This window comes from Paenibacillus sp. FSL H7-0703 (assembly GCF_038003485.1).
GTDB lineage: Bacteria > Bacillota > Bacilli > Paenibacillales > Paenibacillaceae > Paenibacillus > Paenibacillus polymyxa_B.
This window is the reverse complement of record NZ_JBBOPF010000001.1, coordinates 1,466,869-1,489,864: the sequence shown is the minus strand read 5'-3', so window position 1 is coordinate 1,489,864 and position 22,996 is coordinate 1,466,869. Positions and strand designations below refer to the sequence as shown.

Genomic DNA, 22,996 nt, shown 5'->3' with positions numbered 1-22,996 from the left:
CTGTTTATCCTCCTATACCGTATGTTCAAGGGAGGCGCCCGCGCCCTTTGGCCCTGTCGCTTTGGAATGGGTCATTAAATATCGAGCATATTCGAGCGGGCGGTTGACCGACTGGAAAGCGCACTCTGGCTGACGGATCTGAAAAAAGGAGGCCCGGCCAGGTCGGGAATTAACCTCCAATAGCCAGATGTTCCCGCTCCGGTCAATACCGTAATCAATTCCCAACTCGCCAAGGCGGCCATAACGTTCCTCCAGCGCCCTGGTAATGGTCAAGGACAGCGCCATCATCTGCCCGATGATGAGACGCGTGGTGTCCGCGCCAAATTGTTCACGAAGGTAAGGCTCAGCTGGATGGGCTTCGCCCCCACCGTGAAGATTAGAAGTCAGAGTTCCTTGTCTGCCTTCTCTTACGGCAAAGCCCGTCAGGCGCCAATAGCCGTTGCCATCCTTTTGCATGAGTGCGCGAACATCAAAGGGATGATTGCTTTGGCTTGTTAATTTCAAATAAGGCTGCACGATATAAGCGCGTTTGTGTGCAATTCCGTGGATCCATGACAATCCTGCATCCAATTCGGAAAACAAGCGCCGGAACGGGCGGTTACTGGAGTCTCTACCCTGTACAAGTAGTCCTTGGCCTCCTTCTGCCAGCCGGAGATACAGTGTGCTCTTGCCATGTGTTCCGGTCTGTGGCTTCATAAACAGCTCCGAATGGCGTCGTAGCCATTCCACAAGCTGGATCGTGTCCCGGTATGGCGCCGTAGGCGGCACAATGGGACGCACTTTATCTACCGCATGCAAAGCGCGATACACCTGCCATTTGCCAGGTAAGTTACGCGACCAATAGATGAGCTTGCGCGATTTTTGCTCCGCCATATCTTCCAGTGTGCGCCTGACATTCTGGCTCTCGTGAACATGGAGACAGCGGTTATACACAATGTCCGGCAACGGAAAGCGGCCGGATGTCCATACTCCGTTAAGGTAAACATAACCTCGTATGGAGTGATCTTCAGGTGATACTCCTTCGGCGGTAAACGCCATTACGCTAAGACTAGAGCGCCTGCCCAACAAACTTAGCCTGCGGCAAAAATCGGCTTCGGTAATAGGGGGAGTAGCGGCCTGATTCCGGCTAACAAGCACGCCCAGCGTGCCTGGCACAACAAGAGACACTGACAACAGCTCCTTTGGCAGCCAGACTCTGGAAGAGATGAATTCATTTGAAGCCGGCTGAATAACGGCAGTATTCAATCATTTTTTTTACGGACGGGCGAGTTTTCTGATCATTTAACGGCGTGTTGTCATTCTTCGATGGCTTCGAATTGACCTCCAGCAACCAGATGCGCCCCGTGCTGTCTATTGCCAGATCTATACCGAATTCTGCGAAATGGGCGGGAATCGCTTTTTCCACTCCGCTTGCGATATCCAGTGCTGCTGTTTTGAGAGAGGTATGCCCATTCGATTTAACGGTTGCGGGCAGCGTGGTTTTGGCAAGTGCTTCCTTGACTGTACTCAGCGTGCCGCCTCTTGCCAGATTGGACACAAAGTGGCTGCCTCCGGCGATCCGGGCGACAATGGATGTTACGGTCCAGGTTCCGGACGAATTTTTCTGTACAAGCGCACGAAAGTCGACCGGACGCTTACCGTGATCAATCAAGGTAAGTCCCTGTTGGAGTTGAAAGCGTGTTGTTTTCATTTTTCCCGCTAAGCTTTTGTACAGCTTATCGACGTTGGCATACATTTGCTTGCGGGGCGTGCCCGCTGTTGTGGATAGCACCGAAAAGGTACCATCCGTTTGTTTGTTAATGCGCATTATGCCTTTACCTAGGCTTCCGCGCACTGGCTTGAGAAAAACAGCGGGATACTGGTTGCACATTTTTTTGAAAACAGCAAAGGTTTGCAGCAAGTGGGACTCGGGTAAATACTTGCGCAGGGAAGAATTTGATTTAAGCGCATCAAATACTTCATTCTTATCCAGAAACTTTTCGTTAAAAATGGTCGTGCCGTACTGCGATTTTACTTCTTTCATGAAATGCTGTACGCTAGTTCTGTTCTCGAGTTTACGGGAGGTAAGACGATTATTGACGACATCGCCGGCAGGCATGACCGTCTTTTTCCAGCCTCCGTCATACACCCATCCCTGAACTCGCCCGGGCTGACTTCCGATATGCTCCGGGGTGAAAAAATACACATATGCTCCTTGTCTGCGGCATTCCCCGACTAGTTCACGGCAGAACAGGGTGATCGACCCGAAAGGCTTGTCGGGCTGTTCGGGATAGTCCCGACTGACCAGCACGCTAATAAGTGGGCCCACTCGAAGTGTCCGGCGACCTCGGCTGTAGGTTACTCGCAGATTACAATTGGCATGAAGCCCCATTTTTCGGGCTAGCACGCTTCCCACACGTAGGCCGCTGTAGCGGGGCACCGATATGACGGTAACCTCTTGGCGGAACGAACCGAAGGCGAGCTGAACGGGGTGGCCAGCGGATATTTTCCATTTGCGAAGCAGGGACTCGCCGACCATGAGTACGTCATCCTGCAAGATGCCCGATCCGATGATTTGAATCGTTGTTTTTTTGATGGACATCGTGGATCTCCTTCCGGGCAGCAACTTGATGTCTTGAAAGTAACGGGAAACGTGAATGGGCTGTAATAGCACTGATTCATCATATGAGGACATATATCCCTTGGTGATTGACGGACAATGTGAAATGTTGACACTAAACTTGTATTGGAGGAATAAACAATCATGAACATCTATGACAAAGCCCATGATTTAGCGAAAGCATTGAAGGAAAGCAAAGAGGTAGAGGAAATTACGTCAGCGATGAAGCTGATCGAAACCGATCCAGAAGCCAAGAAAATGCTCGACGATTTCCGTGAACGCCAAATGGAAGTACAGCAACGCATGATGAGCGGCGATATGCCAGCACAGGAAGAGATGGAAAAGATGGAGAAGCTGTTTGAGGTACTTAGCTTGAACCTCAACATCCGTCGCCTGTTCGACGCTGAACGTCGCCTGAGCGTGATTATTGAGGACGTTAACAAAATTATTGCAGACAGCCTTCAACATTTATACGGTTCATCTCTGTAAGTTTGTCTCATATTCCTTCCTGTCCTCTCATAGACTAGATACATAGAGTCACAGGGAGAGGAAGGGATACGATTGGGTTCTTTCAAAAAATGGAAACACGGTTTGTACACACTCATTGCATTGGCTATGGTTTTGGTCGCGTTACCACGCATCTCGCTTGCAGGCGGTTTGAACTGGGTCAACGGCTTTGGAATGGTATGGGTACTTTTTGCGTTGCTAGTCATCGGAGCAAATATGCATTTTTTGCTGGGTGTGGATGAGGAAAAGCGCAAAACGCTGGAGCGTGTGCGGCGGGCCAAAATGCAGCAGTGGCAGATGAAATGGGATAAAAAAGCTGACAAAGGCAGCATGTAGTGAGTTTTTTCAGCTTGTCCTGGGCTTGCCTCCCAGATGGCAAATCAATCATAGTAAGAAGCGATTCCTTGTAAAAGAGGGGATCGCTTTTTTTACTATTTGCGAAGCGGAGAACTCAAAATGAACAAGGGTCTAAAATATAGGGATATTGTGCTATAATAGATACAGAATGATACAGATTGAACGTTGGGGGTGTAACAGAGTTGGACGGGCTAGATGAAACAGTTACGAAGCATGAGCAGCTATTGCGACATATCGAGCAGTTGAAAATAGGCTCCAAAATTTCTGTGCGCAGGTTGGCTAAAGAAATGAGTGTCAGCGAAGGAACGGCCTATCGGGCCGTGAAGGAAGCCGAGAACCTGGGAATTGTCATTACCAAGGAACGGATCGGAACAGTACGAGTGGAGAAGCGACCGCGTGGCTTGTCCGAGCAGCTGACCTTTGCAGATGTCGTAAATATTGTAGAGGGACATGTGCTGGGCGGAAGTGAGGGGTTGGAGAAGCCCTTGCACAAGTATGTGATCGGAGCGATGCGCGAGGAAGCTATGGCCCGTTATATTGACGCAGGTAGTTTGCTAATCGTAGGTAACCGTGAGGATGCGCATTCACTTGCATTGGAGCAGGGGGCAGGTGTGCTGATTACAGGGGGCTTCGGTACGAGCCGAGAGGTTAAGCAGCTCGCAGATCAGATTAGTCTGCCGATCATTTCCTCACGCCATGATACTTTTACAGTGGCATCTATGATTAATAGAGCCATATTTGACCGCTTGATCAAAAAGAAAATTATGCTGATTGAAGACATTGCGGCAGGCAAACCGAAAACGTTGACCTTGAAAATCAACAGCACGCTTACCGAGTTTGAAGAACTTTCGGTGACGACCGGACATCATCATTTTGCAATAGTGGATGAATGGAATCGTTTAATTGGTATCGTCAGCCGCAAAGATGTGGAGGGGCTTCTACCTGAGCATACGATGGATAAATGTCTGATCCGCAATCCGATAACGGTCACCTACCAGACCTCGCTGGCTTCCGCTGCGCAAATGATGGCGTGGGAAGGTGTAGATTATTTGCCGGTCGTGGACCGTAACCGCAAGCTGCTTGGGTCCGTTACACGGCGTGAGGTGCTGGAGGCGCTGCGTAACGCCCAAAAGCAGCCACAACTTGGCGAGACGTTCGACCAGTTGATCTGGAACGGGTTTGCTGAAGAGCGTAATGAGGACGGATCGTTATTTTTTCGCGGTTTTATTATTCCGCAGATGGCGACCAATTTAGGTACGATCTCGGAAGGCGTACTGGTCAACGTGATGACACAAGCGGGCTACCGGGCAGCTAGAGACATGACCGGCAAGGATTATGTGCTGGACAATTTGACGACTTATTTTATTAGACCCGTACAGATAGAGGATGCTGTCGTTCTTCGTCCGTTGCTGCTCGAGCTGAGTCGCCGCACCTGCAAGCTAGAAATTGCAATTTCACGGGAAAACCATTTGGTATGCAAAGCAGTGATGACACTTCAATCCATTGAACATGGTTAGTCTACCTATGGATCAGAGCAGGGTGTGAAGTCGAATAGACCGACTTAGTGGCTTTCAGGCAGTCTTTCTTTTGCTTCCAGCCAAATTTGCAGCACCCCTTCCATTACAAGCATCGTTTTGACCTGGATCGTATATTCCTTGTCACGAACGGTGTATTTTTTTTGGTGCAGCAACATACGTACCAGCTTGCTGTCAGAGTCAATCTCGAACATATCTCTGCCGCGCAGCACCTCCAGATCACGACTGACACGGCGAAGAAGTTCCTTCAGGTTGATAGAATCAATTTTTTCGGCCGAAGCTTCCTCCGCGATCAGCTTGATTTCTTTGACAACCGTCTGGCGCTTGCTGTATTTGCGCAATGTTTTGTTGTCTTCCTCGGCTTGCTGGAGCTGGAATTGAAGATCCTGGTTGTTCGTCCACAGCTGATTGAAGCTGGCATGCCAGATGGCATTGTAGATCATTCCTCCCGTTATCATACCGAGTACAAAGACAGAGGATAATTGCATAAAAGGGCGCAGGCGCCCAAAAGGGGGGACTCTCATAGTCGTTTCACCTCACGGTCGTCCGTTGCCGCATACCCACTTGACCAGCTCTGCACCCATATGAGCGCCTAAAAAGGCGAAAATCAAATACAATATCTGCTTAATGGCAGGTGACAAATTACCATCCAACATATTGCTTTCAATGACCCGGATCGGGTCCATCGTTCCCCCCACAGCGGCGGCAAGCGCCCATATTTTAATTCTTCCGGCAACCTCCAGCATCGTCTGGGTTGGCGGCTGAAGCGATACGACAGCTCCCATTCCGCCGAGCATGGCTCCCCCGAGCACGATGCCGAAGGCAATGAAGAAGTCGAGAATCGCTTTGGATATAAAAGTGCTCATGCTCTTTTCCTCCTTAGGTATACGAATCAGGACCGCACTTGTCCGCCGAGGTCTGTACTTTTATTCTATGGGCGCTACTAACGCGGATATGATAAAATAGTTTGAAGAAAATCAAGCGGTGAAAGGAAGAGAAGCGCATGAGTTCATTTGTGCATTTGCATGTTCATAGCGAGTACAGCCTGCTGGACGGCGCGGCTCGTACCGCGGAGTTGGTCAAACAGGCATCAGCTTACGGAATGAAGGCGCTGGCCCTTACAGACCACGGGGTTATGTATGGTGCCATTCCTTTTTATAGAGCGTGTGTAGAGAACGGCATTAAGCCGATTATCGGGTGTGAGGCCTATATGACGGCAGGATCGCGTAAGGAGCGTGGCAGCCGGAAGGATCAGCCCATATATCATTTGATTTTGCTCGCCAAAAATAAAACAGGCTATCAAAATCTGATGAAGTTGTGCTCCATCGGCCATTTGGAGGGCTTTCACTACAAGCCGCGCATCGACATGGAGGCTTTGGCTGCCCATCATGAAGGCATCATATGCCTGAGCGCTTGTTTGGGCGGTGAAGTGCCGCAGCATTTACTGCATGGTCGGGAAGCCGAAGCACGACGAGCAGCGGAACGGTATCGTAACATTTTTGGCGATGATTTTTATCTGGAACTCCAGGACCATGGTCTTTCGGAGCAAAAACGTGTAAATCCTCTCTTGATCGCACTGGCGAAGGAACTGAATATTCCACTGGTGGCGACGAATGACGTGCATTACTTGACTGAGCCAGATGCGGACGTGCAAGACGTTCTGATCTGTATCGGGACAGGGAAGACAGTTGACGATGAGGAACGCTTGCGTATACCAACACGTCAGTTGTATCTGAAAAGTCAGGAGGATATGGCTCGTTTATTCCCGCATGTGGCAGAAGCCATCGCCAACACGGTGCGTATTGCTGAAAAATGCGAACTAGAGCTGGAATTCGGTCAATCCATTTTGCCTGAATATCGCCCGCTGCCGGAAGGAATGACCTCTTCGTCCTATTTACGCAATCTGTGCGTGCAAGGGCTGGAGCGTCGCTATGGAAGCGATCCCGGATGGGAGCAACCGGAGGAACGGGAAAGGCTGAACCAACGGCTAAACTATGAGTTGAATACCATTGACAGTATGGGTTTCAGCGATTATTTCCTGATTGTATGGGATTTTATTGCCTTTGCACATAAGCATAAGATTGCAACGGGACCGGGGCGGGGTTCCTCAGCAGGCAGTTTGGTTGCCTATGTGCTTAACATCACGAATGTCGATCCGATGAAATACAACCTGCTCTTTGAACGGTTTCTGAATCCAGAACGAATTAGTATGCCGGATATAGATATTGATTTTAGTGATGAACGGCGTGACGAGGTTATCGACTATGTAGTACAGAAGTACGGAAATGAGCATGTAGCGCAAATTATTACCTTTGGAACGCTGGCGGCAAGAGCCGCTGTCCGTGACGTCGGCCGTGTATTGAACGTGCCGTATGGCGAGGTGGACAAGGCAGCCAAGCTGATTCCGGCGCAGCTAGGCATTAATATCCGTCATGCGCTGGAAATCACCCCGGAGCTGAAAACGCTATATGAAACGAAGCCCAAGACACGTGAACTGCTGGATATGGCGATCAAGGTTGAAGGAATGCCTCGTCATGCTTCGACACATGCAGCAGGTGTTGTCATTTCGCGGACTCCATTGACCGATGCAGTTCCGCTTCAAGAGGGGAGCGAAGGGGTACCTTTGACGCAGTACTCGATGGAAAATCTAGAGCGCATTGGTTTGCTTAAAATGGATTTCCTTGGGCTGCGTACGCTCTCCATTATTGAACGGTGCATACACTGGATTGCGGAAGAGCATGGAGAAACGCCTGATTTTAATCGTATTCCCGATAACGATCCGCATACCTATGACTTGCTGGGCAAAGGAGATACAGGAGGCGTATTCCAGCTGGAGTCGGCCGGTGTACGCCGGGTACTCAAGGATTTGAAGCCGAGTGTATTCGAGGATATCATTTCTGTCCTGGCTTTGTATCGTCCGGGCCCGATGGGCTTTATTCCTAACTTTATACAGGCCAAGCATGGTCAGATTGAGATTTCTTATCCGCATCCTGACCTGGAACCGATCTTAAAGGATACGTACGGTATTATTGTGTATCAGGAGCAAATCATGCAGATTGCTTCACGCATGGCGGGCTTTTCCCTGGGAGAAGCCGATCTGTTGCGCCGGGCTGTGTCCAAGAAAAAGCGCGAAGTGTTGGATCTGGAGCGCGGGCATTTTGTCGAAGGCAGTATCAAGCAGGGATACACGGAGGAGGAGGCCGGAAGGGTTTACGATATGATTGTCCGTTTTGCTGACTACGGCTTCCCGCGTGCCCATGCAGCTGCTTATGGTGTGCTAGCATTTCAAACGGCTTATCTAAAGGCCCATTATCCGGTACAATTTATGGCTTCAATGCTGACAGCGGTGATGGGAAGTCATCGGAAAGTGGCTGAATATGTCGTCGAATGCCGTCGTATGGATATCGCAGTGTTGCCGCCTGATGTGAATGAGAGCGGGGTGTTGTTTACTCCGTTACAGCAGGGAGGCATCCGCTTCGGCCTAGCAGCGATTAAAAATGTCGGCACACAGGCGATGGAGAGTATTCTCGCTGTTCGCAAGGAACGGCCTTTCGACAGCCTGCTCGATTTTTGTCGACGTGTCGATTTGCGGGTATGTAATAAGAGAGTAATTGAATCGCTTATTCAGGCAGGAGCCTTTGATTCATTGACGGGTCATCGGGCACAATTGCTTGCCATGCTGGATGAAACGGTGGATGCAGCCGTCAAGTGGCGCAAGGAACGAGATGACTTGCAAATTGATATGTTTGGTTTTGTGGAAATGCCCAATTGGGATATCGAATATCCCAATGTACCCAAATTCAGTGCCAGCCAACAGTTAGAGCTGGAACGTGAACTACTGGGACTGTATTTATCCGGGCACCCGTTGGATGATTTTGAGTCGCTGTTGGAAAGCAGCGAGGCGGATCGTTTGATGGAGCTGGGCGATGTGCCAGATGAAACGGTTGTTGTGACCGCAGGCATGGTAGTGTCACTCAAAACGATTACGACCAAGCAGGGTAAGGCCATGGCTTTCATTGAGCTGGAGGATCAGATTGAGCGCTGTGAGGTTGTGCTGTTTCCTGAGGTATGGAAGCGAAGCCAGCAGTGGATTGAAAAGGGAGCTTTGCTTACGCTTCGAGCCAAGATGCAGCAGCAGGACGAGCACTTCAAGCTCCTTGCGGATGAGACCGCCCCGCTGGCGGAAGACTCGCTGGCACGGCTCCTCCAGCGCCGACGTGCCAGTACGCGCTCGTCTGCCGCTGGAACATCCGTGCCAGCTGCTGGCGGCCCGGGCGGGAGAGCGTCGCGCGTGTCGCCCCCGCCTTCGGCAGCCACTGCATCTGCTTCGCCTCAGCCGAAGGCGGCCCATCCCGTGACGGCTGCTTCACCGCGCGGAGCCGAAGCGGCTCGCGGTGAGCAGGTACCGCTCCCTCGCAGCTCGGAGTCGACCGCCCGTCAGCGGGTGTTTGTCAAAATCACCCGGCAGGCCGAGGAGGACGCCAGCTTGCTGGTCAGTCTCAAGGCACTGCTACAGGAGCATCCCGGTGCTATGCCTACAGTACTTTTTTATGAGAGCAACCAGCGTCTGCTGGCCTTGAGCGATGCTTACAGCATTAAGCCCTCTCCTCAGCTTTTTGATCAAATGGAGTCGATGTTGGGTGAAGGTACGGTGAAAGTCAAATGATAGGCACACAGCAAACCGCCCTTATTGTAACGGTTTAATGAACATTTTCCTTCCTTCCCGCATACACTTGGAAAACTGGCGGAACAGGAGATTCAACACGTACCCTGCACCATAAGGTCCCGTACGGTGAAAGAATAGACTGCACGGTGAAAGCGGGAGGGAAATTATGTCCTATGAATATGCAGAAACTTTGTTAAATCGCAGAGGCATTCGTATCGAGTCCATTGCGGACATTGTTTTTCAGCTTCAGCTAAAATATTATCCTCATTTGACGATGGAAGAATGTATAGACAGTGTCAAAGCGGTTTTACAAAAGCGTGAGGTTCAATATACGTTGCTCACAGGTATTGCGCTCGATGAGCTGGCCGAAAAAAAACTTCTCCCCCAGCCATTGCAAGCCATTATGGAGGCTGACGAACCGCTGTACGGAGTGGACGAGACACTGGCTCTTGGAATTACGAGTGTGTACGGCATGATCGGCTTAACCAGTTTTGGTTATCTGGATAAGGAAAAGACGGGGATTATTGAACAACTGAACCAAAAAGGCAGTGGTATTCATGTGTTTTTAGACGATCTTGTCGCCGGACTAGCTGCCGCTGCTTCTTCGCGCATTGCACATCGGAGCCTCCATGCCAAGCATTATCCTGCATCATTGGACGCTTAATTGACCTGTGTAGACAGAGTTGATGATTTTCTAGGCCCTCCGACGGAACTTGAATGATCAGGAGGGCTTTTGTTGCGGGAAAAAAGTAAGGTATGTTATCATGAGTCTATTATATGGGCTCAAAACTTGAGGCTTAGGGGGTAGAAACAAGGCATGTGGACGGTGATTTATATCGCACCGACGGCCAGACTGGCTGACATGATTAAGCTCAAACTGTCTGAAGAAGGTTTTATGGTGCAGGCCCGGGCCATCAGCGCGTCCAAGCAACAGTTTGAGATACTTGTGCCTTCGGGTGAAGTCGAAGAAATTCAGGAAGTGCTTAATTCGATTTTGCGCCCTTGAGTCCGGAACGGCGGAAGTGATACAGCAGCATGAGTGGAACAAAGGATGCACGATCGGCGGTAATGTTTTAGTAACAGGCGTTGACGTGTGTATGAACATAATGCTTAGAGGTGCCGCATAGACGGCAGAGGACCTTGTATCGGTTACGGCTGACAAATAAACGGCTGGAGAGGTGTAGTTGTGTTTAAAGATTTATTCCAAAAGAAGCGTAAATACGCGACCATCCCTTCGGAACGGGCGCTGAGCGGCGATCAAGCGGACATGCCGGATCGTCCCAAACGGGAAATTCCCGAAGGTCTTATGACCAAATGTGGCAAGTGTGGAAGTATTCAATACAGCAAAGAACTAGAGAAAAATTTGAAAGTGTGTCCGGTGTGCGGATACCATATGCGTTTGAATGCAATGGATCGCATTCGCATGGTGCTCGACGAAGACACGTTTACGGAATATGATGCCGATATGATTTCGGTTGACCCGCTGGACTTTCCGGGATATGCGAGCAAGCTGGAGCAACAGACCCTGAAATCTGGCTTGCGAGAGGCTGTCGTTACGGGCGACGGCCTTATTTATGGACATCCTGTTGTCGTTGCTGTGATGAGCTTTGACTTTTTTACTGGCAGTATGGGTTCGGTCGTAGGAGAGAAAATTACCCGCGCCATTGAGCAAGCAATAGACAAGCGTCTGCCGCTAATTATTTTCTCAACTTCCGGCGGGGCACGTATGCAGGAAAGTATTTTAAGCTTGATGCAGATGGCCAAAACAAGTGCTGCTCTTGCTCGTCTGGATGAGCAGGGCTTGCTGTATATTTCTGTTATCACCGACCCGACTACAGGTGGAGTGTCCGCCAGCTTTGCTACGCTTGGAGATATTAATATCGCGGAGCCAGGAGCTGTATTCGGCTTTGCAGGGCGTATTGTAATTGAACAGACAATCAGACAGAAGTTGCCGGATGATTTTCAAACATCCGAATTTAATTTGCAGCATGGACAATTGGATATGGTTGTACACCGCAAGGAACTGCGTGATACCCTCGGGCAACTGCTTGATCTGCACAGTGTGAAAGGGGTGGAATAGATGGCTGGTGAATTGCCTTATGAAAAGCCCCTGGTCGAGATGCGACAGAAGATCGAAGAACTCAAGCAATTCGGACAGGATAAGCAAATTGATTTTACAGATGAAATCAACCGTCTCGAGGAACGTTATCTCGAGATGGAAGAAGAAATATATTCGAACATTACAGCACCACAAAAAATGCATTTGGCCCGTCATCATCAAAGACCAACGTCTCTTGATCTGATTGAGCAGGTGTTTACAGACTTTATTGAATTGCACGGCGACCGCTTGTTTGGAGACGATCTGGCGGTTGTGGGCGGAATTGCCAAGCTAAATGGTATTCCGGTGACCGTCATTGGTCAACAGCGTGGTAAGGATACGAAAGATAACATTGCACGTTTCTTTGGTAGTGCTCATCCGGAAGGATTTCGTAAAGGCTTGCGTCTTATGCAGCAGGCTGATAAATTCAAACGCCCTGTTATTACATTTATTGATACGAAGGGCGCTTATCCGGGTAATACAGCAGAGGAGAGAGGTCAATCGGAAGCGATTGCCCGCAACTTGCGGGAGATGGCAAAGCTTTCGGTGCCTGTTATTTGTGTGGTCATCGGCGAGGGTGGAAGCGGCGGTGCGCTTGCGTTTGCAGTCGGTAACCGTGTGCTGATGCTGGAACATGCCATTTATTCGGCCATTTCTCCAAACGGTGCAGCTTCGATTCTATGGAAAGATGCTTCCAAGGCCGATCAGGCAGCTGAAGCCATGAAGATTACGGCTAATGACCTCCTGCGCATGGAAATTATCGAGGATATTGTGCCGGAGCCGAAAGGGGGCGCGCATCGTAACTATGAAGTGACTGCTGCCGCAATCAAGGAGCTATTGGAACGTCATTTGGCAGACCTTACGAATATGAGCTGCGATGAATTGAGGGAAGATCGGTATCAAAAATTCCGAAAAATAGGTCAATACACCTTCTTGAAGCCTTCGGAATCTGAGCCTATGTTGTAATACGTTGTAAACGGGTAACAATAAATATGACGAACTTCCTATACAAATAGGAAAAAGTGTAGTAGATTTAATTGTTGGAAAAAGATATAAAGAGTAGCACCTTTGAAAACGGAGGAAAAACCCAAATGCGCAAAACTAAGATTGTATGTACCATCGGTCCTTCCAGTGAGTCATTGGAAAATGTGAAGAAACTGATTTTGGCTGGTATGAACGTAGCCCGCCTGAATTTCTCTCACGGTGATTTCGAGGAGCATGGCAACCGGATTAAAAACATCCGTCAAGCTTGTAAGGAGCTTAACAAAAACGTTGCTATTTTGCTCGATACGAAGGGGCCGGAAATCCGGACAGGAAAGCTCGAAGTTGAACCTATTGAGCTTGTTCAGGACGAGTTCATTACGCTGACAACGGAAGAAATTCTCGGTACGCAAGATCGTATTTCCATTACGTACAAAGATCTTCCCTCGGACGTGGAGCCCGGCTCCACCATTCTGATCGACGATGGTCTGATCGGACTCACCGTTATTGAAGTATCAGGCACTGAAATCAAATGCCGCATTGTTAATGGCGGAACGATCAAAAGCAAGAAGGGCGTTAACGTTCCAGGCGTTGCTATTTCTTTGCCTGGTATTACCGAAAAAGATGCTAATGATATCATTTTCGGTATTGAGCAGGACATTGATTTCATCGCGGCTTCTTTTGTTCGTAAAGCAAGTGACGTTCTGGAAATCCGTGAATTGCTGGCGAAACACAACGCAAGTCATATCCAAATCATTTCCAAAATAGAAAATCAGCAAGGTGTTGACAACCTGGATGAAATTTTGGAAGCTTCGGATGGCCTGATGGTTGCTCGTGGTGACCTCGGTGTGGAAATTCCTGCTGAAGAAGTGCCTCTGGCGCAAAAATTGATGATTAACAAATGTAATGTAGCTGGCAAGCCTGTTATTACGGCAACACAAATGCTGGATTCCATGCAACGTAACCCGCGTCCGACTCGTGCAGAAGCAAGTGACGTGGCGAATGCTATTTTTGACGGAACAGACGCAATTATGCTGTCCGGCGAAACAGCTGCGGGTAAATATCCGGTAGAATCCGTATTGACGATGTCACGTATTGCAGAAAAAGCTGAGTCCTCTCTGAACTACCGTGATTTGTTCAAGAAACAAAGAACGGCTCAAGAAATTAGTATTACAGAAGCAATCAGTCAATCTGTTTCTATTTCTGCACTTGACCTGCATGCCAAAGCGATCCTGACGTCCACACAAAGCGGAACAACGGCGCGTATGATTTCTAAATACCGTCCTGAAGCTCCGATTGTTGCTGTGACAACACAGGAAAGAACAGTTCGCCGTTTGGCTCTGATCTGGGGCGTACATGCAGTACAAGGCAGACCAATCGTTGACACAACAGATAGTCTGTTTGACAACGCACTGGAAGGCGGTCGCAAATCTGGCCTCGTTAAAGAGGGCGATTTGGTTGTAATTACTGCGGGCGTACCTCTTGGTGATTCTGGTTCTACGAACCTGATTAAAATTAGCTGCGTTCCAGCACAAGCGTAATTAAAGTCTCCATGACATAATACCGAGGCTGTATCGTTACAACAAGCAAAAGAGCATTCAAGTCAATAAGACTTGGATGCTCTTTTTTTATGTTCTCTAGCTTTTCATTTCCAGTCCTTCTCGTCGTATGAAATCAAGAAATGCCTGTTGCATCAAGTTCATGTGTGTATCTTGTTGATACACGATGTTTATTTGATAATGGCTCCTTTGGTTATCAGCCTCGGGATAAGGGAGCCATTCCACCGAGGGAGCAGCATTTTCATTATTATCCACTCCGCTCGCAGGAAAGAAGGCAAGCGCTTCTCCGCCGCTTACGACTTGCTTTACCGCTTCCCAAGAGTTGATTTCCAGATGAGGCTTAACTAGCGAAGAATACTGATCTACAACTGATGAACCGCTATATTTTACCCATGTGTGCTTGTCCAGCACATCGGGTCCATCGACCTCCTCTAATTTGAATGCAGGTGCAAGTGCAGATGCAGAACGGATAACTCCTACTTGATCTGAAGCCACTGGCTCTGCCACCGTATACTCTGGAAGAGAATCTCTATCGTCGAGAAAAGCAAAATCAATTTCCCCCTGTTTCAGTAGCTGCTTAATTGCATCCGGGGATTGAATCTCCAACTGAATACGACAATCTGGATACCGCTCAGCAAACTTAGCCATCAAAGTGGGGAGGAGATACGTACCTGATATCGACTCTGCACTCAGATGTAATTGCGCCTGTGACTCTTTTGTCAGTTCATCTACAGCTTGTCTAGCTTCTTGCTCCAGAGAGATGATCTGCTTTGCGTAAGGTAATAATTTTTTTCCAGCCTCCGTTAGTATAATCCTGCCTTGTTGAAGAGAGAATAGGGAAACACCCATTTCCTTTTCCAAGCTCTTCATATGAAAGCTGACGGTAGGTTGTTTGACTTGCAAAGCTTCGGCCACATCCGTCGCCTTATGGAATTTGTCGATCAGCATCAAGATACGCAATTTTAGAATATTCATGGAATCCAACAGCTCTCCTTATATGTCATTCATATGTGAATTTCAAACTATAGATTAATTATATACCGAAAAATAATTTATCTATCAATATTTTATATTTGTTTTACAAAACCACGTCGTTCGTCTAACATTCCAGGCCTACAATGTAAAAGTGTTGATGGTCATAAATAAAAAACCGTCACTTAACTAAGGGGAGGACAATAAAAAATGTTGAAAAAATGGCCGTTCATTCTGATGACTCTCACCATGGTATTTGCACTTGCAGCTTGCGGATCAGGTAACAATGCTGCACCACAAGGAGAAGCTGCTACAGGAACAGACAATAAAGCAGCTGCTGAACTGACAGGAAACATTCTGGCTGTTGGCTCCACTGCACTTCAACCATTGGTAGAGCAAGCGGGACAAAAATTTATGGCTGTCGATAAATATAAAGGCATTGCAGTTCAAGTACAGGGCGGCGGTAGCGGTACTGGCTTGACTCAGGTTTCCGGCGGACAAGCGGACATCGGTAACTCCGACGTGTTTGCAAAAGAAAAACTGGAGAGCGGCGCAGATGAGCTGGTCGATCACCAAGTAGCTGTTGTAGCCATGTCAGCGGTAGCGAATCCTAAAGTAGGCGTTACAGACCTGAAAAAAGATCAATTGGTACAAATCTTTACAGGTAAAATCACGAACTGGAAAGAAGTTGGCGGTGCAGATCAAAAAATCGTTATTGTAAACCGTCCAAGCAGCTCCGGTACTCGTGCAACATTTGAAAAATACGCATTGGGACAAAAAACGGAAGATCTGCCGGGCTCCATTCAAGAAGATTCCTCCGGTACTGTGAAAAAGCTGATTGCTGAAACACCGGGTGCGATTGGTTATCTGGCTCTGTCCTACATCGACAACACAGTAACTGCTTTGAAATACGATGGCGTTGAAGCTAACGTTGAAAATGTAGAACAAGGCAAATATCCAGTGTGGGCTTACGAGCATATGTACACTAAAGGTGAGCCAAAAGAGCATGTGAAAGCATTCCTGGACTACATTCTGTCAGATGAAATCCAAAAAACGGATGTCGTAGACTTGGGATACATTCCAGTAGCAGGTATGCAAGTGAAACGTGATGCTGACGGTAATATCACGAAATAAGGAGAGTTACATCTCCTGTTCGATGAACGCAGCTAACGCGAGTATATTCACGAAGAAGAGGCGGACTAGCGTCCGGCCTCTATTCTTCGGTTAAAGGAGTTACAGTATGGAACCAATTGAAGGGAAGGCATACATGGAACAGAATAAACGATCCCGAGTTATGAAAGAAAGACATTACTGGGAAGAATGGACCGGCCGCATATATACGTCGGTTTGTGTCGTTTTTTTAGTTGCAGTCATTTTCTCCATCGTATATTTTGTTGCCTCCAAAGGTGTAGCTACATTTGCGGTGAATGGAGTCAGTCTGCGAGAGTTTTTCTTTGGAACCAAATGGAGCCCGGATGGCGAACCTAAGTCCTTCGGCGCGCTTCCGTTTATTACGGGTTCTTTTGCAGTAACCATACTGGCGGCTTTAATTGCTAGTCCGCTCAGCTTATGTGCGGCTTTATTTATGACGGAAATCGTGCCGAAATCGGGTAAACGTATCCTTCAACCTGCGATTGAATTATTATCCGGTATTCCGTCTGTTGTATATGGCTTTGTCGGCTTGACCGTGATCGTCCCGCTACTTCGGAACGTGTTTGGAGGACAAGGCATCGGCATTCTGGCAGGCTGCCTAGTGTTGTCAGTCATGATTTTGCCGACGATTACGAGTATTATGGCGGATGCGTTGTCTTCCTTGCCGGGGGGGCTGCGTGAATCCTCTTATGCTTTGGGTGCTACCCGCTGGCAGACAATTGCCCGTGTTATTATTCCAACGCTGTTGCCTGCTCTTTTAACAGGAATTATCCTCGGTATGGCTCGTGCCTTCGGAGAAGCGTTGGCTGTACAGATGGTAATCGGGAATGCTCCGCATATACCGCATTCCTTGCTGGAATCCGCTTCGACGTTGACCAGCGTCATTACACTAAGCATGGGGAATACAGCGATGGGCTCCGTTCATAACAATGCTCTCTGGAGCATGGCGCTTGTTCTTCTGCTCATGACATTCATTTTCGTGCTGCTGGTAAGGCTGCTTGAAAGGAGAAACCGGGTTTGATGAAAGCTAAAACGACCGACAAGATCGCTACATTTGTAATCTGTTTCTTCGCCTTGTTTATTGTTGCACTTTTGGTTGGATTACTGGGTTTCATTTTGGCCCGCGGAGTCAGTCATATTTCTTTTGACTTTTTAACCAGTGCTCCCCAAACATTACGTGCAGGCGGTGGTATTGGCCCACAACTATTTAATTCCGTATTTTTGTTAATCCTAACTTTGATTATCACCATTCCGATTGGCTGGGGCGCAGGTATTTACATGGCGCAATATGCAAAGCCGGGGAAAATTACGGACTTTATACGACTTGTCGTCGAAGTATTGTCCTCCTTCCCGTCTATCGTCATCGGATTGTTTGGACTACTACTTATCGTAAATACGTTTGATTTTGGCTTTTCCCTCTTATCAGGAGCCTTGGCTTTGGCCGTATTTAACCTGCCGCTGATGGTTCGCACAACTGAGCAGGCTTTCCGAGCTGTGCCGAAGGAGCAAAAGGAAGCTGGACTTGCGCTTGGATTGTCTAAGTGGAAAATTATCACCTCCATTTTGTTGCCAGCTGCGCTGCCAAGCTTGATTACGGGTACCATTCTGGCCGCAGGCCGTATTTTCGGGGAAGCCGCCGCATTGCTGTTTACGGCAGGGATGAGTACGCCGCCGCTTGATTTTACCGATTGGAATCCATTGCATGCTAGATCGCCTATTAACCCGATGCGACCTGCTGAGACATTGGCTGTTCATATTTGGAAGGTCAACAGTGAGGGGATTGCTCCTGACTCCAAAGATATTGCTGCAGGCGCTTCTGCCGTACTGGTGCTGCTTGTGCTTGCATTCAACTTGAGTGCAAGATGGTTCGGAAGAGTTGTATACCGCCGTCTGACAGCTGCCAAACGTATGGATTAGAAAGGGGATGGAGAACAATGGAACATGTGATTACGCGAACGGCAAAAACCGCCGCACCAGCAACATCCGTTCAGTCTACGCGTTCGGAACAGCTTGCGGGGCAACCGCCGCATCCGTTCAGTACTGAGGATTTGAGTATTTATTATGGCAGCTTTGAGGCTGTTAAAAAAGTGAATCTGGCCTTTCCCGAACAGACAGTGACTGCGCTGATCGGGCCTTCCGGCTGCGGTAAATCGACCTTTTTGCGCTCCCTTAATCGGATGAATGATGAGATTGCGTCTTCCTCTACAACGGGGCACATCTGGATGGATGGACAGGATTTGACGGCACCGGAAACGGACGTGATCAAGCTGCGTCAGCAAATTGGCATGGTGTGGCAACGTCCCAACCCTTTTTACAAATCCATTTACAATAATATCGCCTTCGGTCCCAAATACCGTGGGGTGCGCAAAAAGAAACAGCTTGATGAAATCGTCGAAAGCAGCCTGCGTAAAGCAGCATTATGGGATGAGGTCAAGGATCGCCTTCACGACTCCGCTTTGGCGCTGTCTGGCGGGCAACAGCAGCGGCTTTGCATTGCACGTGCACTATCCGTTCAGCCGAAAATTCTATTGCTTGACGAGCCAGCTTCCGCGCTGGACCCTGTGTCTACAGGCAAGGTAGAAGAGCTCATCACCGAATTAAAAAAAGAACTGCGCATCGTTATTGTGACGCACAATATGCAGCAGGCTGCACGAATTTCCGATTATACTGCTTATTTTTATATTGGAAGCCTGGTTGAACATGGGAAAACGAACGATATTTTCACGAATCCTGAAAATGAGCTGACTCAGGAGTACATCATGGGTCGATTTGGTTAAACGATGTTGCTCATCGACCTACTATATATTAGCTGCACGTAAAATCCTCTTACTAATCCAGCATTAGTAAGAGGATTTTTATTGTTTTCAACGTTTTGTAACTTTTTTAATCTATTAGTAAATTAAAATATATTGATCCTTTGGGTATATTTTCATATAATACAACTAACTATTTATCATGCATAAATAGTGGTTTAGTTCCCCTCGCTATCAAAAAGAATCTTCAGCAAGAATAAATAGGGTTAAACTGAACACAATTACCCAAATCAAAATAAGGGAGAGGTTTAAATGAAAAAGAAGATGTGTCCAACCGTTAAGATGATAGCGCTTTCAAGTTTGGCGATTACAGTAACGTCAGGACTCCTAAGTCCCTCATGGGCTGCGGCACAGGAGATGGTGCCGGCTACATATGATTCAGGACGTGAATCGGCGACTGCTTCTTATGAACTTAACACAGATTCAGCTGTGGGACGGGACGTTTATGGTGGTGATGTAAATTCAGGTGTTTTGGATCGCGAGCAATTATTTGGGCTGTCGGCTGTGGCGAAGCCAACCGCTGTTGTGAATACAGACAGCCTCCTGAACAAAATGCGCGACTTTAGCAAGTTTTCTACGGGGGATATATCCAAGGATACGACGCTTGCCTTAAATATTGTATCCTGGCAATTGCCGCATGGCGGATTCTTCAAAGCTATGGAAAAGAATTATAAATCCAAATGGGATGGCAAAGCTGCACGCTCCACATGGAAAAGCAAGGATGGTGTTGAACTCGGAACGTTTGATAACGAGGCCACGACAACCGAGATTCGTTTTTTAGCGGATGTATACAAAAAAACCAAAAATAAAGATATTAAGAACAGTGTACAAAAAGCAGTCGACTTCGTACTAACCTCTCAATATTCCTCAGGTGGCTGGCCTCAGGTATACCCTAAACGTGGTAATTATTCCGATGCTGTAACTTATAATGATGATGCAATGGTCAGAGTTATGGTTTTGGCTGACGATATTGTGAACAAGAAGCAGCCGTTTGATAGCGATATTCTGGATAACTCTTACCGCTCCAGACTTCAGCAAGCGCTAAACAAAGGTATCCAGTACACAATTAAATCTCAAATTGTAAATAATGGTACACCAACAATCTGGGGTGCACAGCACGATCCGGCTACTTATGCATCTGTTGAAGCCCGGGCATTTGAGTTACCTTCCAAAACAACTACGGAATCAGTAGGCATTACTGCTTTTCTCATGTCCCAGCCGCAAACCGCTGAAGTGAAAAAAGCGGCTCAGAGCGCTTTGAAATGGTTTGATGCCAACCGAATCGACGGTATCAAATACAATCGTCAAGGTCCGGAGTTTTTCCAAAAGGATGCATCGAGCGTAATGTGGTATCGTTTCTATAATGTGGAAGACAATAAGTATTTCTTTTCAGACCGGGATGGCAAAAAGTATACCGACATCATGAAAATTAGTGAGGAAAGACGACTTGGTTACGCCTGGGCGGGAAGCCAGGCTAAGAGCTTGCTTAAGCTGGCTTCGGATAGCGGATATTATAAACTGTCCAAGCCGTTGCCACAATAATAAAGGCATTATTATATATGATTTGCGAGGGTGGACCGTTCGGTCTGCCCTCTTTTTGTTCCCGGGCTGTAAATATGGTTTAATGGAGAGAGGGCAAAATAGAGATAAAGATGCACAAAGATAGGAGAGCTTGTATGACTCAAGAGGAGAAACAAACGGAATTACGCTGGTATGGCGCACCGCTACGCGTCCGTTATCAGGAAAGCGACCAGATGGGGGTCGTATATCATGCAAATTATTTGAACTGGTTTGAGATCGGGCGCACCGAAATGATCCGACAGGCGGGTTTTAACTATCGGAGTATGGAGGAACGAGGAGTCTTGCTGCCAGTTATTGAAATCAATGCGAAATATGCGAGTCCTGCTCGATATGATGATTTAATTACCATTTATACCGCAATTACGGACTTCTCCAGATTACGTCTAAACTATATCTATGAGGTTCGACGGGTAACGGACGATGAGCATCAAAGGTATCTGGGAAAGGTATGGACCCAGGCAGACACGCTGCCGGGAGAGCTGCTTGTCACAGGGATGACACGGCACGTATGGTTGAACACCGAATGGAAGCCCGTTCGACTGGATCAGGCGCTACCTGAGCTGTACACTGCATTAAGGTTTGCTTTTACAGGCGGGGAGGGACAGAAGTCATGATGATGCGTAAACGTCTGTGGCTGTTGCTGCTGCTCATTCCTTTGGCGGAGCTGTACGGGTTTATATGGGTAAGTCACTGGATTGGAGCGGGCAAAACGATTTTACTCATCATTCTGACGACCCTAATCGGGGCTGCCATGATGCAATTTGAAGGTCGTAAGGTGATTGCCGATGCGAAAAATGAAATGAACCGAGGCCAAATGCCCGGCCGTAAAATGCTGGATGGATTATGTGTCTTTTTCGGTGGGAGCTTACTGCTTATCCCCGGATTTTTAACAGATATTATTGGTTTTACGTTGGTGTTCCCTTTAACACGAGCGTTATACCGACGTTTTTTATTGAAGTGGCTGGAGAAAAAAATGAAAAACGGCAGTATTACGTTTCGGCGGTTTTGACGTAAACTGCCGTTTTTCCTATCCATGATCTAGCGGACTCTTCCGGCGAGAATATAGTTGCGCAAGTCCTGAATGACATTCGCGCGATTCAGTGCATCAACGACAATGAGTGATACAGGTCCGATAATTAGTCCTAAAACGCCAAACAGCTTGAGCCCGATGAACATACCGATGAGGGTGGGAAGCGGGTTCAAGCCCACGCTGCTGGCCAGCACCTTAGGCTCCACGATCTGTCGTCCAATCAACAGGATGATATAAAGGATCGACAATCCTACCCCTAGTGCCAAATTACCAGACATATACGCATACAGTATCCACGGAATCATCACAATGCCAACCCCCAAATAAGGTAGCAAGTCCACTAGCCCGATCATCAAACCGATGGTAAAGGCGGATTCCACACGCAATATGAACAGCCCAACAATGACTGTTAATGCCGTAATGGAGATGATAATAAACTGTGCACGCAAATAGCCGTACAGTGCTTTACGCAGATCGTGCCATATATCCGACAATGGTTTGCGAATCGTATCAGGAACCGTATTTGAGAGCATCCGACTATGTCGGTCCCAGTCCTTACTAATAAAAAAGGCTGCTAATACAATAACCATTAGAACTGCTCCCATATTAGGCAGAGAGGTTAGCAAGTTCAAAACTCCATTAAAAAATTGAGCGACTAGCGTAGTGACAGCCGAACTGACAGTTTGAGTTGTCTTATCAATATTACTGTTAATGGTATGTTGGTAATCCGGATTATCCCGGATAAAATGGTTAATTTCAATTATTACATTTTGAATCAAATCGCTTTGTGTCCAATCGATAAACAGACTTTTAAAACGCTCAATATGCCCGTCAAAAGTCATGGCCAACTTTATAACTTCTCGGACCATGCGGGTGATTGCTGCAGACAGGATAATTGCAATTCCACCTAAATATACAAATAATGAGACCGTGACAGCCGTCCAACGTGGCATACGGGCTTTGTTACGCAGAAAACCAACCAGTGGATTCATGGCATAAGCCACAAGCCAGGCGAATAGGAAAGGATAGACGAGAGGGAAAAGCACATATATGCCCAATAACAGAGCTACAATCACGATTGCCACCCATAGAGCACGAAATATGCGATTCAGGATTAACCGGCTCAAGCTCTCACGGCTCCTTTCT

Annotated in this window: 22 protein-coding genes; 16 read left to right on the top strand and 6 right to left on the bottom strand. The window is 47.7% G+C overall.

The annotated features are described in order from the left end of the window. Positions 1-12: 12 nt before the first annotated feature. Positions 13-1,167 (bottom strand): YheC/YheD family endospore coat-associated protein, encoded by a 1,155-nt coding sequence (locus MHB46_RS06170; RefSeq protein ID WP_341161857.1) that lies wholly within the window; start codon positions 1,165-1,167, stop codon positions 13-15. 43 nt (positions 1,168-1,210) lie between these two features. Beyond that, positions 1,211-2,581 (bottom strand): YheC/YheD family endospore coat-associated protein, encoded by a 1,371-nt coding sequence (locus MHB46_RS06165; protein ID WP_341161856.1) that lies wholly within the window; start codon positions 2,579-2,581, stop codon positions 1,211-1,213. A 162-nt stretch (positions 2,582-2,743) separates the two neighbouring features. Here MHB46_RS06165 and MHB46_RS06160 point away from each other — a divergent pair, with 162 nt between their 5' ends. The 3 genes from MHB46_RS06160 to MHB46_RS06150 all read left to right on the top strand — a co-directional run bounded on the left by MHB46_RS06160 (position 2,744) and on the right by MHB46_RS06150 (position 4,980). Continuing rightward, positions 2,744-3,088 carry a YlbF family regulator gene (locus tag MHB46_RS06160; RefSeq protein WP_025685398.1) on the top strand — a complete coding sequence of 115 codons (345 nt, stop codon included), beginning with the start codon at positions 2,744-2,746 and terminating at the stop codon, positions 3,086-3,088. 72 nt (positions 3,089-3,160) lie between these two features. After that, positions 3,161-3,442: a hypothetical protein gene (locus tag MHB46_RS06155; protein WP_069291592.1), complete on the top strand. Its 282-nt coding sequence runs from the start codon at positions 3,161-3,163 to the stop codon at positions 3,440-3,442. Between the two features lie 203 nt (positions 3,443-3,645). Further along, positions 3,646-4,980, top strand: a complete 1,335-nt coding sequence (locus tag MHB46_RS06150) for a DRTGG domain-containing protein (RefSeq protein ID WP_061831707.1) — start codon at positions 3,646-3,648, stop codon at positions 4,978-4,980. A 44-nt stretch (positions 4,981-5,024) separates the two neighbouring features. Here the strand turns inward: MHB46_RS06150 and MHB46_RS06145 are convergent, their stop codons facing one another. Further along, complete coding sequence (locus MHB46_RS06145; protein ID WP_341161855.1) at positions 5,025-5,522, bottom strand: hypothetical protein; 498 nt, start codon at positions 5,520-5,522, stop codon at positions 5,025-5,027. Positions 5,523-5,534: 12 nt separating this feature from the next. Then, positions 5,535-5,864, bottom strand: a complete 330-nt coding sequence (locus MHB46_RS06140) for a YtrH family sporulation protein (protein ID WP_013309582.1) — start codon at positions 5,862-5,864, stop codon at positions 5,535-5,537. Positions 5,865-6,001: 137 nt separating this feature from the next. Between MHB46_RS06140 and MHB46_RS06135 the strand changes: the two genes are divergently transcribed. From MHB46_RS06135 to pyk, 6 genes are all read left to right on the top strand, one after another. Next, positions 6,002-9,664 carry a DNA polymerase III subunit alpha gene (locus MHB46_RS06135; RefSeq protein ID WP_341161854.1) on the top strand — a complete coding sequence of 1,221 codons (3,663 nt, stop codon included), beginning with the start codon at positions 6,002-6,004 and terminating at the stop codon, positions 9,662-9,664. A 166-nt stretch (positions 9,665-9,830) separates the two neighbouring features. Then, positions 9,831-10,328: a phosphatidylglycerophosphatase A family protein gene (locus MHB46_RS06130; RefSeq protein WP_023987905.1), complete on the top strand. Its 498-nt coding sequence runs from the start codon at positions 9,831-9,833 to the stop codon at positions 10,326-10,328. 153 nt (positions 10,329-10,481) lie between these two features. Further along, positions 10,482-10,670 (top strand): hypothetical protein, encoded by a 189-nt coding sequence (locus MHB46_RS06125; protein ID WP_013309585.1) that lies wholly within the window; start codon positions 10,482-10,484, stop codon positions 10,668-10,670. Between the two features lie 180 nt (positions 10,671-10,850). Further along, a complete protein-coding gene (gene accD, locus MHB46_RS06120) occupies positions 10,851-11,744 on the top strand; it encodes an acetyl-CoA carboxylase, carboxyltransferase subunit beta (protein ID WP_013309586.1) in 894 nt (297 codons plus the stop codon). Then, positions 11,745-12,728, top strand: a complete 984-nt coding sequence (locus tag MHB46_RS06115) for an acetyl-CoA carboxylase carboxyltransferase subunit alpha (protein ID WP_061828687.1) — start codon at positions 11,745-11,747, stop codon at positions 12,726-12,728. It begins immediately after the preceding gene. Positions 12,729-12,853: 125 nt separating this feature from the next. After that, positions 12,854-14,284: a pyruvate kinase gene (gene pyk, locus MHB46_RS06110; RefSeq protein ID WP_029516614.1), complete on the top strand. Its 1,431-nt coding sequence runs from the start codon at positions 12,854-12,856 to the stop codon at positions 14,282-14,284. 96 nt (positions 14,285-14,380) lie between these two features. Here the strand turns inward: pyk and MHB46_RS06105 are convergent, their stop codons facing one another. Then, positions 14,381-15,277, bottom strand: coding sequence for a LysR family transcriptional regulator (locus tag MHB46_RS06105; RefSeq protein ID WP_341161853.1), 897 nt, complete (start codon positions 15,275-15,277; stop codon positions 14,381-14,383). A gap of 207 nt (positions 15,278-15,484) precedes the next feature. Between MHB46_RS06105 and MHB46_RS06100 the strand changes: the two genes are divergently transcribed. The 7 genes from MHB46_RS06100 to MHB46_RS06070 all read left to right on the top strand — a co-directional run bounded on the left by MHB46_RS06100 (position 15,485) and on the right by MHB46_RS06070 (position 21,829). After that, on the top strand, positions 15,485-16,408 hold the full coding sequence (locus tag MHB46_RS06100) for a phosphate ABC transporter substrate-binding protein (protein WP_039269889.1): 924 nt from the start codon (positions 15,485-15,487) through the stop codon (positions 16,406-16,408). Between the two features lie 106 nt (positions 16,409-16,514). Beyond that, positions 16,515-17,447 (top strand): phosphate ABC transporter permease subunit PstC, encoded by a 933-nt coding sequence (gene pstC, locus MHB46_RS06095; protein WP_341161852.1) that lies wholly within the window; start codon positions 16,515-16,517, stop codon positions 17,445-17,447. Beyond that, positions 17,447-18,343 carry a phosphate ABC transporter permease PstA gene (gene pstA / locus MHB46_RS06090; RefSeq protein WP_023987910.1) on the top strand — a complete coding sequence of 299 codons (897 nt, stop codon included), beginning with the start codon at positions 17,447-17,449 and terminating at the stop codon, positions 18,341-18,343. Before pstC ends, pstA begins: the two co-directional genes overlap by 1 nt. 17 nt (positions 18,344-18,360) lie before the next feature. After that, complete coding sequence (gene pstB / locus MHB46_RS06085) at positions 18,361-19,203, top strand: phosphate ABC transporter ATP-binding protein PstB (RefSeq protein ID WP_023987911.1); 843 nt, start codon at positions 18,361-18,363, stop codon at positions 19,201-19,203. A gap of 288 nt (positions 19,204-19,491) precedes the next feature. After that, positions 19,492-20,781, top strand: coding sequence for a pectate lyase (gene pelA / locus MHB46_RS06080; protein WP_341161851.1), 1,290 nt, complete (start codon positions 19,492-19,494; stop codon positions 20,779-20,781). A gap of 134 nt (positions 20,782-20,915) precedes the next feature. Then, a complete protein-coding gene (locus MHB46_RS06075; protein WP_025722002.1) occupies positions 20,916-21,434 on the top strand; it encodes an acyl-CoA thioesterase in 519 nt (172 codons plus the stop codon). Beyond that, a complete protein-coding gene (locus tag MHB46_RS06070) occupies positions 21,431-21,829 on the top strand; it encodes an FxsA family protein (RefSeq protein ID WP_013309596.1) in 399 nt (132 codons plus the stop codon). Before MHB46_RS06075 ends, MHB46_RS06070 begins: the two co-directional genes overlap by 4 nt. 29 nt (positions 21,830-21,858) lie before the next feature. Here the strand turns inward: MHB46_RS06070 and ytvI are convergent, their stop codons facing one another. Next, positions 21,859-22,977, bottom strand: a complete 1,119-nt coding sequence (gene ytvI, locus MHB46_RS06065; RefSeq protein ID WP_165175979.1) for a sporulation integral membrane protein YtvI — start codon at positions 22,975-22,977, stop codon at positions 21,859-21,861. Between the last annotated feature and the right edge of the window lie 19 nt (positions 22,978-22,996).

Coding starts and splice junctions, on each gene's coding strand:
- MHB46_RS06165 (WP_341161856.1), bottom strand. CDS start 2,581: ATGTCCATCAAAAAAACAACGATTCAAATCATCGGATCGGGCATCTTG.
- MHB46_RS06160 (WP_025685398.1), top strand. CDS start 2,744: ATGAACATCTATGACAAAGCCCATGATTTAGCGAAAGCATTGAAGGAA.
- MHB46_RS06145 (WP_341161855.1), bottom strand. CDS start 5,522: ATGAGAGTCCCCCCTTTTGGGCGCCTGCGCCCTTTTATGCAATTATCC.
- MHB46_RS06140 (WP_013309582.1), bottom strand. CDS start 5,864: ATGAGCACTTTTATATCCAAAGCGATTCTCGACTTCTTCATTGCCTTC.
- MHB46_RS06135 (WP_341161854.1), top strand. CDS start 6,002: ATGAGTTCATTTGTGCATTTGCATGTTCATAGCGAGTACAGCCTGCTG.
- MHB46_RS06130 (WP_023987905.1), top strand. CDS start 9,831: ATGTCCTATGAATATGCAGAAACTTTGTTAAATCGCAGAGGCATTCGT.
- MHB46_RS06125 (WP_013309585.1), top strand. CDS start 10,482: ATGTGGACGGTGATTTATATCGCACCGACGGCCAGACTGGCTGACATG.
- MHB46_RS06115 (WP_061828687.1), top strand. CDS start 11,745: ATGGCTGGTGAATTGCCTTATGAAAAGCCCCTGGTCGAGATGCGACAG.
- pyk (WP_029516614.1), top strand. CDS start 12,854: ATGCGCAAAACTAAGATTGTATGTACCATCGGTCCTTCCAGTGAGTCA.
- MHB46_RS06105 (WP_341161853.1), bottom strand. CDS start 15,277: ATGAATATTCTAAAATTGCGTATCTTGATGCTGATCGACAAATTCCAT.
- MHB46_RS06100 (WP_039269889.1), top strand. CDS start 15,485: ATGTTGAAAAAATGGCCGTTCATTCTGATGACTCTCACCATGGTATTT.
- pstC (WP_341161852.1), top strand. CDS start 16,515: ATGGAACCAATTGAAGGGAAGGCATACATGGAACAGAATAAACGATCC.
- pstA (WP_023987910.1), top strand. CDS start 17,447: ATGAAAGCTAAAACGACCGACAAGATCGCTACATTTGTAATCTGTTTC.
- pstB (WP_023987911.1), top strand. CDS start 18,361: ATGGAACATGTGATTACGCGAACGGCAAAAACCGCCGCACCAGCAACA.
- pelA (WP_341161851.1), top strand. CDS start 19,492: ATGAAAAAGAAGATGTGTCCAACCGTTAAGATGATAGCGCTTTCAAGT.
- MHB46_RS06075 (WP_025722002.1), top strand. CDS start 20,916: ATGACTCAAGAGGAGAAACAAACGGAATTACGCTGGTATGGCGCACCG.
- MHB46_RS06070 (WP_013309596.1), top strand. CDS start 21,431: ATGATGATGCGTAAACGTCTGTGGCTGTTGCTGCTGCTCATTCCTTTG.